Origin of the sequence: Dactylosporangium cerinum (assembly GCF_042653625.1) — a bacterium.
In the GTDB taxonomy this organism is placed as follows: Bacteria; Actinomycetota; Actinomycetes; order Mycobacteriales; family Micromonosporaceae; genus Dactylosporangium; species Dactylosporangium cerinum.
The window spans coordinates 304,439-319,795 of sequence record NZ_JBHSIU010000028.1; the positions used below are offsets into that span (position 1 = coordinate 304,439).

The 15,357-nt window shown below is 72.1% G+C and carries 14 protein-coding genes and 1 tRNA gene; 7 read left to right on the top strand and 8 right to left on the bottom strand.

Translation table 11 applies throughout. The features are described 5' to 3' along the window. Positions 1-13: 13 nt before the first annotated feature. From ACFPIJ_RS24160 to ACFPIJ_RS24170, 3 genes are read left to right on the top strand one after another with little or no spacing between them, the layout of a single operon-like run. A complete protein-coding gene (locus ACFPIJ_RS24160; protein WP_380117449.1) occupies positions 14-358 on the top strand; it encodes a DUF1801 domain-containing protein in 345 nt (114 codons plus the stop codon). A 28-nt stretch (positions 359-386) separates the two neighbouring features. Beyond that, positions 387-812 (top strand): YciI family protein, encoded by a 426-nt coding sequence (locus ACFPIJ_RS24165; RefSeq protein WP_380117450.1) that lies wholly within the window; start codon positions 387-389, stop codon positions 810-812. A 13-nt stretch (positions 813-825) separates the two neighbouring features. Beyond that, the gene (locus ACFPIJ_RS24170; RefSeq protein WP_380117451.1) at positions 826-2,076 is read left to right on the top strand and encodes an RNA polymerase sigma factor; all 1,251 of its coding nucleotides are present in this window, start codon (positions 826-828) and stop codon (positions 2,074-2,076) included. A gap of 24 nt (positions 2,077-2,100) precedes the next feature. Here ACFPIJ_RS24170 and ACFPIJ_RS24175 read toward each other — a convergent pair whose 3' ends face one another. From ACFPIJ_RS24175 to ACFPIJ_RS24190, 4 genes are all read right to left on the bottom strand, one after another. Further along, complete coding sequence (locus tag ACFPIJ_RS24175; protein ID WP_380117452.1) at positions 2,101-2,667, bottom strand: NADPH-dependent FMN reductase; 567 nt, start codon at positions 2,665-2,667, stop codon at positions 2,101-2,103. Beyond that, positions 2,664-3,386, bottom strand: coding sequence for an alpha/beta fold hydrolase (locus tag ACFPIJ_RS24180; protein ID WP_380117453.1), 723 nt, complete (start codon positions 3,384-3,386; stop codon positions 2,664-2,666). The genes ACFPIJ_RS24175 and ACFPIJ_RS24180 overlap by 4 nt, the downstream gene beginning before the upstream one ends. Further along, positions 3,383-4,525: an FAD-dependent oxidoreductase gene (locus tag ACFPIJ_RS24185; RefSeq protein WP_380117454.1), complete on the bottom strand. Its 1,143-nt coding sequence runs from the start codon at positions 4,523-4,525 to the stop codon at positions 3,383-3,385. Before ACFPIJ_RS24185 ends, ACFPIJ_RS24180 begins: the two co-directional genes overlap by 4 nt. A gap of 107 nt (positions 4,526-4,632) precedes the next feature. Further along, positions 4,633-5,319 carry a TetR/AcrR family transcriptional regulator gene (locus ACFPIJ_RS24190; RefSeq protein WP_380117455.1) on the bottom strand — a complete coding sequence of 229 codons (687 nt, stop codon included), beginning with the start codon at positions 5,317-5,319 and terminating at the stop codon, positions 4,633-4,635. A gap of 76 nt (positions 5,320-5,395) precedes the next feature. Between ACFPIJ_RS24190 and ACFPIJ_RS24195 the strand changes: the two genes are divergently transcribed. Beyond that, positions 5,396-6,439: a DNA polymerase IV gene (locus ACFPIJ_RS24195; protein WP_380117456.1), complete on the top strand. Its 1,044-nt coding sequence runs from the start codon at positions 5,396-5,398 to the stop codon at positions 6,437-6,439. Here the strand turns inward: ACFPIJ_RS24195 and ACFPIJ_RS24200 are convergent. The 3 genes from ACFPIJ_RS24200 to ACFPIJ_RS24210 form a co-directional block, all read right to left on the bottom strand. Next, positions 6,436-6,903, bottom strand: coding sequence for a GNAT family N-acetyltransferase (locus ACFPIJ_RS24200; RefSeq protein WP_380117457.1), 468 nt, complete (start codon positions 6,901-6,903; stop codon positions 6,436-6,438). The genes ACFPIJ_RS24195 and ACFPIJ_RS24200 overlap by 4 nt on opposite strands. A gap of 88 nt (positions 6,904-6,991) precedes the next feature. After that, positions 6,992-9,061 carry a cellulose binding domain-containing protein gene (locus tag ACFPIJ_RS24205; protein ID WP_380117458.1) on the bottom strand — a complete coding sequence of 690 codons (2,070 nt, stop codon included), beginning with the start codon at positions 9,059-9,061 and terminating at the stop codon, positions 6,992-6,994. Positions 9,062-9,166: 105 nt separating this feature from the next. Then, positions 9,167-10,552 carry an ankyrin repeat domain-containing protein gene (locus ACFPIJ_RS24210; protein ID WP_380117459.1) on the bottom strand — a complete coding sequence of 462 codons (1,386 nt, stop codon included), beginning with the start codon at positions 10,550-10,552 and terminating at the stop codon, positions 9,167-9,169. A gap of 199 nt (positions 10,553-10,751) precedes the next feature. Here ACFPIJ_RS24210 and ACFPIJ_RS24215 point away from each other — a divergent pair, with 199 nt between their 5' ends. From ACFPIJ_RS24215 to ACFPIJ_RS24225, 3 genes are all read left to right on the top strand, one after another. Continuing rightward, positions 10,752-11,114 carry a cyclic-phosphate processing receiver domain-containing protein gene (locus ACFPIJ_RS24215; protein ID WP_380117460.1) on the top strand — a complete coding sequence of 121 codons (363 nt, stop codon included), beginning with the start codon at positions 10,752-10,754 and terminating at the stop codon, positions 11,112-11,114. A gap of 137 nt (positions 11,115-11,251) precedes the next feature. Next, positions 11,252-14,704, top strand: coding sequence for a glycoside hydrolase family 2 TIM barrel-domain containing protein (locus ACFPIJ_RS24220; RefSeq protein ID WP_380117461.1), 3,453 nt, complete (start codon positions 11,252-11,254; stop codon positions 14,702-14,704). Positions 14,705-14,724: 20 nt separating this feature from the next. Next, positions 14,725-15,267 (top strand): GNAT family N-acetyltransferase, encoded by a 543-nt coding sequence (locus ACFPIJ_RS24225; RefSeq protein ID WP_380117462.1) that lies wholly within the window; start codon positions 14,725-14,727, stop codon positions 15,265-15,267. Between the two features lie 9 nt (positions 15,268-15,276). Here ACFPIJ_RS24225 and ACFPIJ_RS24230 read toward each other — a convergent pair. Continuing rightward, positions 15,277-15,349: transfer RNA gene (locus ACFPIJ_RS24230), tRNA-Val, on the bottom strand. Positions 15,350-15,357: the final 8 nt, after the last annotated feature.

Below are 15,357 nucleotides of genomic sequence, written 5' to 3' on the forward strand. Positions count from 1 at the left end.
CAGGAGCACCGAGATGAGCCAGGACGTCACCGATTACCTCGCCAAGACCAAGCCGTGGCAGCAGGACCTGTGCGCGACGCTGCGCCAGACCGTCCTCGACACCGTCCCCGGCGTCGAGGAGGTCATCCTGTACGGCAAGCCGCACTTCAACCTCGCCGGCCAGAACACCGCAGTGCTGCACGTGGCCGCGGCCAAGGTCTCGTTCATGGTGTTCGGTGCCGGTGGGGTCGACCCGGTGCCGGGCATGCTGCGGTCGATGGGCAACGGCGACCGCAAGGTCGTCGACCTCGCCGAGGGCGACACGGTCGACACCGACTTCATCGCCGGCCTGCTGCGCCGGACCACCGGCCTGGACTGAGACCAGATCAACCGAGAGGATCTTGCTCATGCGTGTGATGGTGATGACCAAGGGCGATGCCGCCGACGAAGGCAACAGTGAGCCGACGACCGAGATGTTCGAGAAGATGCGGGTCTTCAACGAGCAACTCGTCAACGCCGGCATCATGCTCGGCGGCGAGGGACTCCAGCCCAGCGCCGCCGGGGCGAAGGTCGCGTTCTCGACAGCGGGCACGACGGTGGTCGACGGCCCGTTCACCGAGTCCAAAGAGGTGATCGCGGGCTACTGGATCTGGGAGGTCAGCTCGCTCGCCGAGGCGATCGAGTGGGCGAAGAGGTGTCCGTTCGACCCGTCCTACGGCGACTCGCAGATCCTGGAGATCCGGCCGTTGTTCGACATGGCCGACTTCGCCCAGACGGTCGACGCTGACGTGCTCGCCAAGAGCGAGCAGTTGCTCGACCCGACGTCGGACTGAACCGGACCCGGCCATGGACCTGCACAAGTCGGTCGAGGCGCTGTGGCGGATCGAGGCGCCCCAGTTGATCGCGACACTCGCCCGCCGGATCGGGAGCCTCGACATCGCCGAGGATCTTGCGTCCGAGGCGTTCGTGTCGGCACTGGAGCAGTGGCCGGCTGACGGCATCCCGCCGAAGCCGGGTGCCTGGCTGATGAAGACCGCCTGGCACAAGGCGATCGACCGTGCCCGGCGCGAGGAGACGGCGCGCAAGAAGGCGCCGCTCCTCGTTGCCGGGCACGGGGGCGAACTGGCCGACGTCGCGGACGAGGCACTCGATCCGATCCCGGACGACCTGCTCACCATGGTGTTCACCACGTGCCATCCCGTGCTCTCAACCGAATCCCGGGTCGCGCTCACACTGAGGCTCTTCGGCGGACTGACGACCGACGAGGTCGCCCGTGCGTTCCTCGTGCCCACTGCGACGATCGGGCAGCGGATCTCACGCGCCAAGCGGACCCTGGCCGAGGCACGGGTGCCGATCGAGGCCCCGTCAGCCGAGGAACTCCCCGAACGCCTGCGCGCGGTGCTGGATGTGCTCTACGCGATCTTCAACGAGGGCTATTCGGCCTCGTCAGGCACGAACCTCGTCCGCGCCGACCTCGCCGTCGAGGCGATGCGGATGGGACGGGTCCTCGCAGGACTCTCCCCGACCGAGCCCGAAGTGTTCGGACTGGTCGCCCTGATGGAGCTGCAGGCCTCCCGCTTCCGGACCCGTGTCGACGCTGCCGGCATCCCGGTCCGGCTCGAGGACCAGGACCGCCGACGCTGGGACCGCACGCTGATCGAGCACGGCCTCAGCATGCTCGACCGCGCTTTCGACCTGGCCCGGCCCCTCGGCGTGTTTTCGCTGCAAGCCGCCATCTCCGCCTGCCACGCCCGCGCGGCGACGTTCGCAGTCACCGACTGGGTCGCCATCCTCGCGCTCTACGACGCCCTCACCCAGATCACCCGGTCACCCGTCGTGGAGCTCAACCGCGCGGTCGCCGTGCTCCACGTCGACGGACCCGAAGCCGCACTCGCCACGACCCGACCACTGCTCGCCGACCACCGGATGGCCGGCTACCACCTGCTGGGCGCGGTGCGCGGGGAAATCCTCACCCGGCTCGGCCGCCACGCCGAGGCCGCAGCCGAGCTGGAACGCGCGGCCGAACTCGCACCGACCAAACAGGAACGGCAACTCCTTCTCAGCCGCATGGCGCAGGCGCTCGCCACTGACAGATGACTCGTCAATCTGTTCATCGGCGGGTCAGGCTGCGGCGGTGCGCAGTGGGGCGAGCGCGGTGCTCCAGGCGACCACCTGATCGAGCATCGTGGTGAGGGCGGCGTCCTGGTAGGCGGCGGGCGCGAAGTCGGTGAGATCGCGGAAGTCGGTGGCCATGTTCAGGGCGACCTGCGCGGTGACGTCGGCGACCTGCAGCGAGCCCATGACCAGGCGCAGCTGCTCCGCGGCGCGGACGCCGCCGTTCCAGCCGTAGGAGACGAGGGCGGCGGCCTTGTTGTTCCACTCGGCGTAGACCCGGTCGAGGGCGTTCTTCAGCGGGCCGGGCAGGCTGTGGTTGTACTCGGGGGTGACGAAGACGTAGCCGTCGTACCGGGCGACGGTGGCCGCCCACGCCCTGGTGTGGTCGTGGGTGTAGTGGCCACGGGCCGGCGGGACGGGCTCGTCGATGTCGGGGAGCCGGTGCTGGGCGAGGTCGAGCAGTTCGAACCGGGCGTCGGTGCGCGCACGGGCCCGATCGAGGACCCAGTGGGCGACGGCCTCGCCTTTGCGGCCGGGGCGGGTGCTGCCGAGGATGACGGCGATCGTGGTCATTGGGGGCTTCCGGTTTCGTTGAGGGTTTCGTTGAGGAAGGTGTCGAGGGCGGCGAAGGTCTGGTCCGGGGCTTCGCGCATGGGCAGGTGCCCGCCGCCGGGGATGAGTTCGAAGCGGGCGTCGGGGAAGGCGGCCGCGTAGGCACGGCCGAAGTCGGGGCTGATCACCGGGTCGTGCTCGCCCCAGATGAGCAGGGCGGGGATGTCCAGCTTGCGGATCCGGTCCAGCAGGGTGGGGTCCTGCATGTCCGGTCCGGTGTACGCGGTCAGCGCGGCCAGGCCCGCACGCGGCGGCCCGCCTGCTCCGGCGGTTGCCGGCGGTGGTCCGCCCGGTGGTGGTCCGCTCGGCGGCCGGATCGTGTGTCCGGGGATGTGCGGGCCGATGGCGTCGATCAGGACCAGCCGGGTCACGCGCCGCTCGTGGCCGGCGGCGGTGGCGAGCTCGGCCGCGACCCAGCCGCCGAAGGAGACACCGACGACTGTCGCGCTGGTGACGTCGAGCCTGCCGAGCAGGTCAAGGTACAGCCGGGCGAGCTTGGCGACGCTGTCGAGGTCGTCGGGGCGCGTCGTGTCGCCGAAGCCGGGATGCACCGGAGCGATCACCCGGTGGCCGCCGGCCAGGTGCGTGAACAGGGTGTCCACGCTGGCCGGGCCGGCGGCGCCGTGCAGGAGCAGGATCGGGCTGCCGTGCCCGGCCTCGCGCACGTCGGGTGTCGTCACCGGGCGTCCGCGTCCGCGTAGGCGGCGAACTGCTCGAGCAGGCTGTGCGGGGCCCGCGCGTCGAAGCAGAGCTCCAGGTTGCGGGCGGCTTCCCCGGCGGCTTCGGCGCTGCGCGGGAACAGGGCCTGCTCGTACGCGGCGAGCGCGGCCTCGACATCACCGGGATGGGCGGCGATGGCCTGGCCGAGTTCGGCGCCGTCGAGCATGGCGAGGTTGGCGCCCTCGCCGGCGAACGGCGACATGAGATGGGCGGCGTCGCCGAGCAGCGTGACACCGGGGATCCGGTTCCAGCGGTGCTGGACGGGCAGGGCGTTGATGGTGCGCGGGACCAGGGCGCTGTCGGCCTCGGTGATCAGGTCGTGGCACTCGGGCGCCCAGTCGTGGAACTCGTCGAGCAGGACGGCCTTGCCCTTGTCGGTGTCGCTCCAGTCGACGGTGTCGATCCAGTCCGCCGGTTTGGTCAGCGCGACGTAGATGTGCAGGCTGCCGTCCGTCTCGCGGTGGGCGAGGAAGCCCTGGCCGGCGCCGAGCGCGAAGAGCATGCCGGCGCCGACCGTCTTCGCCGGGCCGGGATGCCGCTCGGCCGCGTCGTGGTGGTCGAGCTCGACGAACGACATCCCGGCGTAGGCGGGCACGGCGTCGGACAGCAGCGGCCGGATCCGCGACCAGGCGCCGTCGGCGCCGACGAGCAGGCCGGTGGTGACGGTGGACCCGTCGGCGAACGTGACCTCGTGCCGGCCGTCGCCGAGGCTCCGCACCCCGGTGACCTTGCTGCCCCAGCGGATCGTGCCCTCGGGCAGCGAGTCGAGCAGCATCCTGCGCAGGTCGCCGCGGTCGACCTCGGGCCGGGTGCCGTCACCGGCGTCGGTCTCGTCGGTGTGCACGGTGCCGTGCTGGTCGAGGATCCGGGTGGCCTCGCCGCCGGGGTGGATGATCGTGCGGAACTCGTCGAACAGGCCGGCGGCCTTGATGGCGACCTGCCCGTTGTAGTCGTGGATGTCGAGCATGCCGCCCTGCGTCCGTGCTTCCGGCGAAGCGTCCAGCTCGTAGATGGTCGACGGGATGCCGTGAACGTGCAGCACGCGGGCGAGCGTCAGGCCGCCCAGGCCGGCTCCGATGATCGTGACGGGTGTGGTCATGGTCCCTCCAGGGTCGTAGTGTCGAGATCAACGCTAAGAAACTTGTTCGTGACGAACATGTTCTTCACGGGTATTGCAACCTCCCGCCGGGAGCCGGCGGGAGGGGGTCAGGCCGCGGGCACCGCGACGGCGGAGATGCCGGTGATCAGGACGTCGAACATCCAGGACAGCCGCTGCTCGCCGGTGCCGGAGAACAGCTCGTCGCGGGCGCGGGCGATGTTCGGGCAGTCGTCGTCCCCGGCGTCGTGCAACGCCTCGACGAAGGCGTCCTGCTCGTCCTGCGCGTCCACCGCCTCGCTCCGCACGCCCTGCTCGGCGGCGGTGGCGGTGGCATGCTGCAGGAGCAGGTCCACGCCCCACGCCGCCTGCGCGACCGGCACGCCACCGGCGTGCAGCAGCCCGAGCAGGGTGTCGACCAGGTGCACGTAGTTCGGGCCCGACGGCCGCAATGCGAGGACCGACCGGGCCAGGCTCGGCTGGCCGAGCAGCACCCGCGTGTAGTCGGTGAGCAGCCCGATCAGCGTGCCGCGCCAGCTCTTGCCCGCGGGGTCGGGCCGGTGGACGTCGGCGAGGAGCTCGTCGAGGATCGCGCCGTGCAGCTCCGCCATGTTCTGCACGTAGACGTAGAGCGAGGCCGGGCCGGTGTCCAGCTCGGAGGCCAGGCGGCGCATCGTGACCCGCTCCAGGCCCTCCTCCTGCATGATCCGCACGGCGACGGCGACGGCACCCGCCCGGCTCAGCGGCGGCTTGGCCGGCCGGTCGCGGCGGCTGACGGGGACTCGGCGAGGACTCATAACACGATCGTAGCGAACATGTTCGTCAGCGCCAAGTTGCGACCCCCGGCCGGCCGGGTGCGATTAGGTTGGACGGGTGAGCTGGTGGTTGCTGCACGTCGACCTCGACCAGTTCATCGCGGCCGTCGAGATCCTGCGCCGGCCCGAACTGCGGGGCCGGCCGGTCGTCGTCGGCGGCGACGGCGACCCCACCAGGGCCCGGCAGGTGGTGGCGACCGCGTCCTACGAGGCCCGGGCGTTCGGCGTCCGGTCCGGCATACCGCTGCGGGTCGCGGCGCGCCGGTGCCCCGAGGCCGTCTTCCTGCCGTCCGACCCGCCCGCCTACCGGGCCGCATCCGCCGACGTCATGGCGACACTGGCCCGATTTCCCGTGCAGCTCCAGGTGTACGGGTGGGACGAGGCCTTCCTCGGCACCGAAACCGGGGACCCGATGGCGCTCGCGGTCGACGTACGCCGGGCCGTGCTGGACGGGACCGGCCTGAGCTGCGCCGTCGGCGTCGGCGACAACAAGCTGACGGCCAAGCACGCGGCGCGGTTCGCCAAGCCCGGCGGGATCCACCAGCTGACGGCAGCCACCTGGATGGCGGCGATGGGGGCGAAGCCGGCCGCCGAGCTGTGGGGCGTCGGGCCGAAGACCACGAAGAAGCTCACCGCGCTGGGCCTGCACACCATCGCCGACCTGGCCGGCGCGGACCTTGCCACGCTGACCGAACACTTCGGGGCCAACGCGGGCGGATGGCTGCAGCTCAGCGCGAGGGGTACCGGCGAAACCACCGTCGACACCACACCGTGGATCGCCCGGTCGCGCAGCCGCGAGACCACCTTCGCGGCAGACCTCACCGACCGCGCGTCGGTGGCCCAGCAGGTCGCGGCCCTCGCCAGGGCGTTGGGCGCCGACGTGATCGGCGACGGGCGGCGGGTCACGCACGTCGCGGTGAAGGTGCGGTTCTCGTCCTTCTACACGCCGACCCGGGTGATGAAGCTGCGCGCCGGCCCGACCACCGACCTCGACGAGATCGAGCGGGCCGCGCTGACCGTCCTCGACAAGTTCGACCTTGACGGCGGCCGGCCGGTGCGCCTGGTGGGCGTCCGCACCGACCTTGCCATGGAGGACCCTTAGACCAGGTCCCGGTAGTAGTAGAACATCGGCTCGGCCGCGCCCGGCTCGGTGTTGGTGAAACCGTGCGCCTCGTAGAACCGCCGCGCGTCCACGTCCTCACCGTCCACATTGATCTCGAACGTCTCCGCGCCGCGCTCCCTGGCCAGCTCGCACGCGGCGGTCAGCAGTGCGTGGCCGTAGCGCCGGCCGCGCAACCCCGGCCGCACGTAGAGCTCGTCCAGGTTGACGACGGGTCCGTCGTACCAGGCGCTGACCCGGAACGACAGCACGGCGAGGCCGGTCGCGGGCTCCCCGGTCAGCAGCGCCACCAGGTCGTCGCCGGCGAGCAGTCCCTTCAGGCGTCCCGCGAGCACCTCGGGCCCCGGAGACGGGGTCTCGAACTCCCCGTTGAACGCGTCCAGCATTTCGGCGACGAGCTCGGCGTCGGCGGGGGTCGCCCGCCGCACCGGATGCGTGTGCTCCATCCGGCCATCCTCCCGCCCGCCGAGCCGGCCGCAACCGCATTTCGCCGCCGGGCCGGCAGGCAACGCTGCCGGCCCGGCGGGCGGGGGGTCAGGCGGTGGTGCAGAGCGTGCCGTTGAGGCGGAAGGCGGTCGGCAGGACGTTCGGGCCGTTGTACGCGCCGACGAAGCCGGTGCTGGTCGCACCGCCCGAGGCGGCCAGGGCGCCGTTGGTGTCGGCGTTGGTGACCTTCACGTCGCGGCCGGTCTGGGTCCAGTTGCCGTTCCAGCTGCCGCTGATGCTCTGCCAGCCGGTGGGCCAGGTGAACGTGAGGGTCCAGCCGTTGATCGGCGCCGGGCCGGTGTTGGTGATGTCGATGTTGCCGACGTAGCCGTTGCCCCAGTCGGTGACGTCGGTGAAGCGGACGGTGCAGGTGCTGGTCGCCGGGGTGCCGGTGGTGAACGTCAGCGGCGGCGAGGACCACGAGACCCGGCCGGCGGCGTCGCGGGTGATGACGTTGACTGTGTAGCGGGTGCCAGGGTTCAGGTTGTGGACCTGCAGTGAGGTGCCCGGGGTCTCGCCGAGCTGCTCGCTGACGGTGCCGTTCTGGCGGTGCACCTCGTACTTGGCGATCGGGCTGCCGCCGGCGGACCCGGCCGGCCACGCGATGGTCGCCGTGGTCGCGGTGGCCGCGGTCAGCGTCGGCTGGCCCGGCGCGCCGGGTGCGCCCGTGGTGGTCGAGGACGGGTGCAGCACGAGCAGGGTCAGCGAGTACGGCGGCAGCGTCTGCGCGGCCGCGGTGCCCGCCGGTGCCGTGGACGGTGCGGGGTCGCCGTTGCGGAACGAGGTCACCACTGGCGCGCCGGCGGCGGGGGTGTAGCCGGAGTACTGGATCGCGACCGGCCGGGCGTTGTCCGGGTCCTTGTTGATCAGCAGGACGGCCAGGTCACCGTTGGGGCGCCGGGCGGCGTGCGCGCTGACCAGGGGGTCGGCGGTGCCGGCGCGGACCAGCTGGTCGCCGGTGCGGACGAAGGACTTCATGACGCTCAGGGCGTGGTACGGCGCGAACGGCGTGTTCATGGCCGGCTCGCAGACCGTCCCGCCCGACTGACAGCCACCGCTGGACAGCAGGCCGAAGTCGCCGTAGTCGGTCTGGCCGGCGACGGTGGACACGGTGCCGATGCCGTTGTGCACGTTCCACCACTGGACGGTGAAGACGCCGTTGTCGAGCAGGCTGCTGTACGCGTCGGCAAGGAACAGCGCGCCCGGCTGGGTGTTCTGGCCGACGCCGACGTTGAGCTCGGTGAAGCTCACCTTGATGCGGGCGGTGGCGCCGGCTCCCGCGTACCGCGCGATCTGCTGGCGCGTCAGGAACATGATGTCGTCGATCTGGTTGGTCTTGCTCAGCGACTCCGCGGCGGTGCCACCACCCGGGTACCAGTGCAGGTCGACGAAGTCGATCGACGGGCCGGCGACGGACAGCACGACCTGGTTCCACGTGCCGGCGTCACCGGAGCCGACGATGCCGTCCGGCCAGTTGCCCGGCGTGGTGAGGACCGCACCGATCTTGATGGTCGGGTCGACGGCCTTCATGGCCGCCGCGAACGCCACCACGCCCTCGGCGTAGGCGCGCGGGCTCTTGTCGGCGTGGTTGTCCGCCTCCCACTCGGAGCCGTAGTGGCCGTTGCCGTAGTTCTCGTTGCCGATCGTCCAGTACTTCGCGCCGTAGCCCTTGGTGACGTTCGCGTAGCGGACCCAGTCGGCGGCTTCCTCGGCGGTACCGGTGCCGTAGTTCGCGATGATCATCGGCTGGGCGCTGATCCGGCGTACCGAACCCATGAAGGTGTCGAAGTCGGTGTTCGGGGCGACGTATCCGCCGGGTGCGGTGTGGTCGCGCCAGTGGTAGATGTCGGCATACGAGCCGCCCGGATAGCGGATCATCTGCGCACCGGCCGCGCCGAGCAGGTCCGACACGGCCGTGGTGCCGAGTTCGGCGTCCCAGATCGCGTCGTTGACGCCTAACGCGGTGTCCGGGACGGTCGCCAGGCCCGCTCTGGCGTTCACGGTGACGGTGGTCGGGGCCGGGTCGGCGGCCGCGGCAGGTGCTGCGGCGACCGACATCCCGGCCGCGAGCAGCAGCGCCGCGCCCATCACGGCACGGCGGCGTGGTCCGAGCTGCATGGCGGTCCAATCGGAGAGCGTGGATGGAAGCGCTCCCATGCTGGGGACGTGGCAGACTCAGGTCAAGCGCTTCGACACGCTTTTTGCAGCGACCACGCTCGCGGCTTACCCGGCCCGTGAACGTTCCACGGTCGCCAGGTACTCGGCCACGGCCCACTGCTGGTTGTGCTCCGCCCAGCCACGCGGCGTGGCGTGGTACGACGGATCTGTGCGCAACGGGTCGGCGCCCAGCTCGATGAGCGCCCGGACCGTGTCGAGATGGCCGTGGAACGCCGCCTGGTGCAGCGCCATGCCGTGCACCTCGAACCCCAGCCGCGCCATCAGCCGCACCGCGTCGGTCCGGCCGTCGGCGGCCGCGGCGACGAGGTGGTGCGGCGGCGCGGCCGGAGTTCTGAGCCGTTCGGCCGCTGCCTCGTCGGCCCGCATGCAGGCCCCGAGGAACCGCAGCACCGGATCGTTCGCCTCGCCCAGCAGCTCGGCGTGGCCGTACATCGTGGCCACCTGCCGGGCGGTGTGCCCACCGAAGACGGGGTGCGCGGTGCCCACGCCGTCCGGGTCGGCGCCGTGGTCGAGCAGCAGCCGGACCCGCTCGCCCCGGCCGTGCCGCGCCGCCTTGACCAGCTCGTCGTCCAGCAACTGCCGCGGCGTCGGGTGGGTGTGCCCGAGCCTGCGGTGCCACACCCCACCGTCGCCCCCACCCAACCCATGCCCGAGCAGCAGCCGCAGGTGATCGTCCCCGTCCGGCTGAAGGCCGCAGTTGTACAGCGTCTGACTGTCATTCGGATCCGCACCGGCGCGCAGGAGCAGCTCGGCCAGCTCCAGCCGGAACTGGTGCGGCGGCGGCGCGCCCTCCCCACCGCCGAACGCCCCCGTCAGGACCGTGAACGGCGACGTGAGCCCGTCCCACAGGAACCCCGCGTCCGGGTCGGCCCCCCGCTCCAGCAGCAACCGGGCCACCTCCAACGTGGAGTGCCCCGGCGCCGTGCTGTCGATGCGGGAGTACGCCACGTACAGCAGCGGCTCCCACCGGTGCGGCCCACCCTGCCGGTTCACCAGCCCGGGATCCTCGTCGAGGAACCGGCGCGCCGCCGCGACATCCCCGACCGCCGCGGCCGTGTAGATCGACTGCCCGGCCAGCTCCGGCCGCTCGGCCAGCATCCGCCGCGCGCCCGCCCACCGGCCCGGGTCGTCATTGCTGTACGTCAAGCAGGCCAGCGCGAGGAACCCGGCCGGCTCCCGGTGCGGCGACCTGGTGAACCGCTCGATCACGTCGAGGGTGGCCCGCAACGCCGGCCAGCTCGCGAACCCGTAGGACCGCGCGACCACCAGCAACGCGTCGCTGCGGGCGAACGTCTCCGGCGGGTTCGGGTGGAACTCCCGCACCCACCCCAGCGCCTGCGCATCCTGGTCCCGGACCCGCCGCTGCAGCGTCTTGGCCTGGTTGCGGAGGTGCTCGACGTCGGGACGGTCGGGAAGACGGCGGGTCGGCACGGCATGCCTCCTTGTCCGGATGCCTGGCGTCCGCTTGCTCAGGCCGGAAAGGAGGTGAACACACCGGCAAGGCCACGATCTTCCAGGTGGGCTGAGCCCTTCGCGCGGACCGCCGGCGCCCCGGGCGCCACCCCCAGCCTAAGCGACCCACCGGACGGCGCGTCAAGAACGTGCCGCGAGCTGCGGCTACGGTGCGGCGATGGGAAGCGGGCTGCGGCGCACTGTGGTTCTGGTCGACGACTTGCGGTCGTTCGTGGACGGGCGGGCGGCGGAGGTGGCGCGGACCAGTGCGGCCGGCGTGGCGGTGCTGGAGCGGCACCGGGGGCGGCGGATCGACGAGTTGTGGCTGGATCACGACCTGGGCGGCGACGACACGATCTGGCCGGTGGTCGAGGTGCTCGAGCTGGCCGCGTTCGAGGGGCGGCCGTTCGACATCGGGGTCGTCTTCATCCACTCCGCGAACCCGCCCGGCGGCGCCAAGATGCTGCAGGCGTTGCGCCGCTGGGGCTACGAGGTCCGGCTGGCCGCCGGCTCTCCGCACGTCGGGTACCTGGGCGCGTAGCCGAGGGGGACAGTGTGGAATCCGGATCGATGGTTGACGAGTTGCGGAGAGTGCATTAGCTTCGCGGCTACTGCAAGTCGCTTCCGGAATCGGATCCGCCCGTAGCCGATTCCGGTAGGACGATTCCGGAGGCTCCTGTGACCCCGCATCGGCGTGACGTCCTCAAGCTCCTCGGTGCCGGCGCGGCCGGTGCCCTTCTGCCCATCCCGGCATTGGCGACCGCGGCCCAAGCGGCCGGGACCACCCAGACGCTCGACGGGGTGTGGCGGTTCGCGACCGACCCCGGCAACACCGGCGAGGCGGCCGGCTGGGCGCAGCCCGGGTTCGACGACTCCGGCTGGGCCACGCTGCAGATCCCCGGCAACTGGGACGTGCACGACGCCTGGGCCGGCTACCGCGGCTGGGGCTGGCACCGCCGCACGGTCGCGGCCCCGACGATCACCGCCGGGCAGGTCGTCCGGCTGCGGTTCGAGGCCGTGTATCACCGGGCCAGGGTCTGGTTCAACGGCGTGTACCTCGGCGAGCACGTCGGCGGCTACACGCCGTTTGAGTTCGACGTGACGAGCCGCCTGCAGGGCACCAACACGGTCGTGGTCGCGGCCAGCAACAGCTACTCCATCGGGGCCTGGTGGCCGTGGGGCGGGATCAGCCGGTCGGTCTCGCTCACCGTGGACGCCGCGGTGCGGATCGAGCGCCAGCACGTCATCGCCACGCCCGACCTGAGCACCGGTGCGGGCAGCGTCGTGAACTGGGTGACGCTGTCCAACACGGGCGCCGCCGCAAGGACCGTGACCGTTCGCAGCGCCTTTCCGTGGGGTACGCCCAGCGCGACCGTCACCGTCCCGGCCGGAGGCACCGCCGAGGCGCGGCTGGACAGCGGCGTCGCAGCGGGCGGGTTCGAGCTGTGGGGGTTGGACCGGCCCACCCTGTACACCTGCGACACCACCGTCTCGGAAGGGTCGACGGTGCTGCACGGCAAGGCCGACCGGTTCGGGTTCCGCAAGGTGGAGGTGCGGGGCACGGCCCTGTATCTCAACGGGGAGCAGATCCGGCTCAACGGCTACAACCGGGTCGGTGACGACCGGGTCGTCGGGGCGACCGAGCCGACCTACCTGGTGCGGCGCGACCTGGACCGGATGAAGGCGGCCGGCGCCGGCCTGATGCGCATCCACCACGTGCCGCAGACGCCGGAGCTGCTCGACTACGCCGACGAGATCGGGATGCTGCTCATCGAGGAGATCCCGGTCTGGGGCAGCGGGGCGAACCTCGACCCGGCCGACGAGACGACCCGCGCCGAGCTGCGCGACATGATCCGCCGCGACTACAACCACCCGTCGATCGTCGCGTGGTCGGTGGCGAACGAGATCCAGGGCACCAGCGAGGCGGGGCGCACGTTCGTCCGCGAGATGATCGCGTACATCAAGTCCACATTGGACAGCACCCGGCTGTGCACCTACGTCAGCAACACCTCCGGCAGCGCCGCGACCCCGGGCGCGGAGGCGTTGCAGTACACGGATTTCGCCTGCATCAACATGTACGGCGGCTTCGCCGGTGGCGCCGACCATGTGCACGGCCTGTACCCCGACAAACCCGTCTTCATCTCGGAGTACAGCTCCGACAGCTTCACGTTTCCCACCAGCCGTGAGGACGTCGACTTCCGCACCACCAGCGACGCCGCCGCAACCGTGTTCCCCGGGCGACCGTGGATCGTGGGCAGCTCGCACTGGACGTTCAACGACTACCGCAGCAGCTACGGCGGCACGTCGCCGAACCAGGTCCGCGGCTGGGGCATCCAGAACGTGTGGGGGCAGCGGAAGCGGGCATACGCGCAGCTGCAGGCCACCAACTCGGTCGTGCGGGGCCTCGGCATCACCACGTCCGCCGGGCTGAGCCTGCTGACCGTCGACCCGCGCACCTCCATGAGCGCCGACGCCCCGGCCCGGGTCCTGCGCGGGCACCGGCTCGCCTGGCAGGTCACCGACGCCCAGGGCGCCGTGATCGACGGGCGGATCGTGCCGCTGCCCGACATCGCCCCGGGCGCCGCCACCCTGCAGCGGGCCGTGCGCTGGACCGACCCCGGCACCGCCGTGCGGCAGCGGCTCACGCTGCTCGCGCCGTCCGGCCACGAGGTCGCTTCCGTCACGCTGGATTCACGGGTACCGGCTGCGCCGGTGATCCGGCAGGTGATCGCCGCGAACGGGTCGGCCCGGGTCGTCTTCGACCGGGTCGCCAACGCCGACAACTACCGGGTGCTCGGGGCCACGGGTGCGGACACGGTCAACGGGTTCGCCGACCTGACCGGCCTCACCAACGGCACCGCCGTCCAGCTGCGGGTCGTCGCGCTCAACGGCGCCGGCACCTCGGCCCCCTCCGCCCCGGTGACCGTCACGCCCGCCGGCACCCTCGCGCTGCCGCCGAAGATCCAGGACGTGGTGCCCGTCGCCGGCGGGTTCGTGCTGGGCTTCATCGTCGCCCCGGGCGCCACCGACCATCAGGTGCAGGCCTTCGCCGGCGCGAGCACCGTCCGCGACTTCACCACGGCGCTGAAGGGTTCGGTCCGGGTCGTCGCCGCCGCCGACACCGTGCGGATCAAGGGATCCAACACCGTGTGGAGCGAGGCGGCGCCCGTGCCGGTGCTCGGAATGACGGTGCACGGCGCCCTGGCCGGCGACGACCGGATCGCGGTGCGGATCACCCCGGACCCCACGGCGGAGCGCTACGAGGTGACCGCCACCGGCGGCGGCCGCACCGTGGTCCGGGTCGTGGAGTCCTCCGCCGTCGAACTGCTGACCGTGACCGGGCTCCTCGCCGACACCGCCCAGCAGGTCAGCGTCCGGTGCGGGACCGCCGCCGGCTGGTCCGCCCCGCAGACCCTGGCCACCCGCACCACGCCGACGCTGCCGACCGGCGCGCCGGGCACCCCGACCGGGCTCGGCAGCTCCACCAGCGGCGGCGTCACGACGCTGGTCTGGTCCGCGGCCGCCGGCGCGGCCGGATACCTCGTCGCGGCCGCCGACTGCGGCCCGGAGCGCACCGTCGCCGTCGTCGCCGGCGCGACCACCCTGGTCCTCGGCCCGCAGGGCACGGTCGCGGCGATCGCCTACCGCGTCACCGCCGTGGGTGAGGGCGGCACGAGCGCGCCGTCGGCCGGCTACGTCGTGCCCGGCACCCCGGGGCCACGGGAGGTCACCGTCACGCCCCTGGACACCACGGTGGACTGCGCCGGGTCCATCCGGTACCGCGAAACCGGCACCTGGCTCGCGAGCAGCCTGACCGGCGTCGACGGCACGCCGAGCCGGTACAGCAACACGAGCGGCTCCACCGCCACCTGGGCGCCGACGTTGCGGGCGGCCGCCACGTATCGCGTCGAGGCCTGGGTGCCGGCGAGCACCAGCAGCACGACCGCCGCCGCGTACCAGATCACCCACGCCGGCGGCACGGCCCAGGTCACCGTGGACCAGGTCGCCGCGGGCGGGGCCTGGCGCACCCTCGGCACGTGGGCGTTCGCGCAGGGCACCGCCGGCAAGGTCGTCCTGACCGCCGGCACCACCTTCGCCCGCGCGAACGCAATTCGGTTCACCCCCGTCTAAATGGGTGTCAGGATGGCGCGATGCAGTTCACGATCAGAGCGGTACGCGCCGAGGACTGGCCCCTGGCGAAGGAGCTGCGGCTCGCCGGGCTCCAGGATCCGGTCGCGTCGATCGCGTTCCTCGACACGTATGAGCGGTCGGTCGCGCTGCCCGACGAGCTCTGGCAGGGCCGCACGGCCGACGCCGCCGAGGGCAAAACCGTGCGGCAGTTCATCGGCGAGGACGGGGACGGGCGCTGGCTGGGCACCGTGACCGTCCTCGTCGAGCCGGCCGGCGTGCAGGACTACTTCGGTCAGACCTACGACATCGCGCAGACGCACGTCGTCGGCGTCTACGTCCGGCCCGAGGCGCGCGGCACCGGCCTCGCGCCAGCCCTGTTCGAGGCCGCGCTGGCCTGGTCGTGGGCGCTGCCCGACCCGAGCGTCGAGCGGGTCCGGCTCTACGTCCACGAGGACAACGCCCGGGCCCAGGCCCTGTACGAGAAGGCGGGCTTCACCCGGACCGGCGTAACCGTGGCCGCCCCGGCGGGCCGCGAGTTCGAATACGCCGTCGCGCGGGACTGAGGGGCAGGACAGGACCGGCCGGATTCGAACCGGCGTCCCTCGCCTTGTTAAGGCGGTGCGTCGACCTCTGCGCTACGGCCCTGCCGGTGG

Excerpts from the sequence above, each read along its gene's own strand:
- ACFPIJ_RS24165 (WP_380117450.1), top strand. The coding sequence starts at position 387 with ATGCGTGTGATGGTGATGACCAAGGGCGATGCCGCCGACGAAGGCAAC.
- ACFPIJ_RS24185 (WP_380117454.1), bottom strand. The coding sequence starts at position 4,525 with ATGACCACACCCGTCACGATCATCGGAGCCGGCCTGGGCGGCCTGACG.
- ACFPIJ_RS24200 (WP_380117457.1), bottom strand. The coding sequence starts at position 6,903 with ATGGAGCACACGCATCCGGTGCGGCGGGCGACCCCCGCCGACGCCGAG.
- ACFPIJ_RS24175 (WP_380117452.1), bottom strand. The coding sequence starts at position 2,667 with ATGACCACGATCGCCGTCATCCTCGGCAGCACCCGCCCCGGCCGCAAA.
- ACFPIJ_RS24170 (WP_380117451.1), top strand. The coding sequence starts at position 826 with ATGGACCTGCACAAGTCGGTCGAGGCGCTGTGGCGGATCGAGGCGCCC.
- ACFPIJ_RS24225 (WP_380117462.1), top strand. The coding sequence starts at position 14,725 with ATGCAGTTCACGATCAGAGCGGTACGCGCCGAGGACTGGCCCCTGGCG.
- ACFPIJ_RS24160 (WP_380117449.1), top strand. The coding sequence starts at position 14 with ATGAGCCAGGACGTCACCGATTACCTCGCCAAGACCAAGCCGTGGCAG.
- ACFPIJ_RS24205 (WP_380117458.1), bottom strand. The coding sequence starts at position 9,061 with ATGCAGCTCGGACCACGCCGCCGTGCCGTGATGGGCGCGGCGCTGCTG.
- ACFPIJ_RS24190 (WP_380117455.1), bottom strand. The coding sequence starts at position 5,319 with ATGAGTCCTCGCCGAGTCCCCGTCAGCCGCCGCGACCGGCCGGCCAAG.
- ACFPIJ_RS24215 (WP_380117460.1), top strand. The coding sequence starts at position 10,752 with ATGGGAAGCGGGCTGCGGCGCACTGTGGTTCTGGTCGACGACTTGCGG.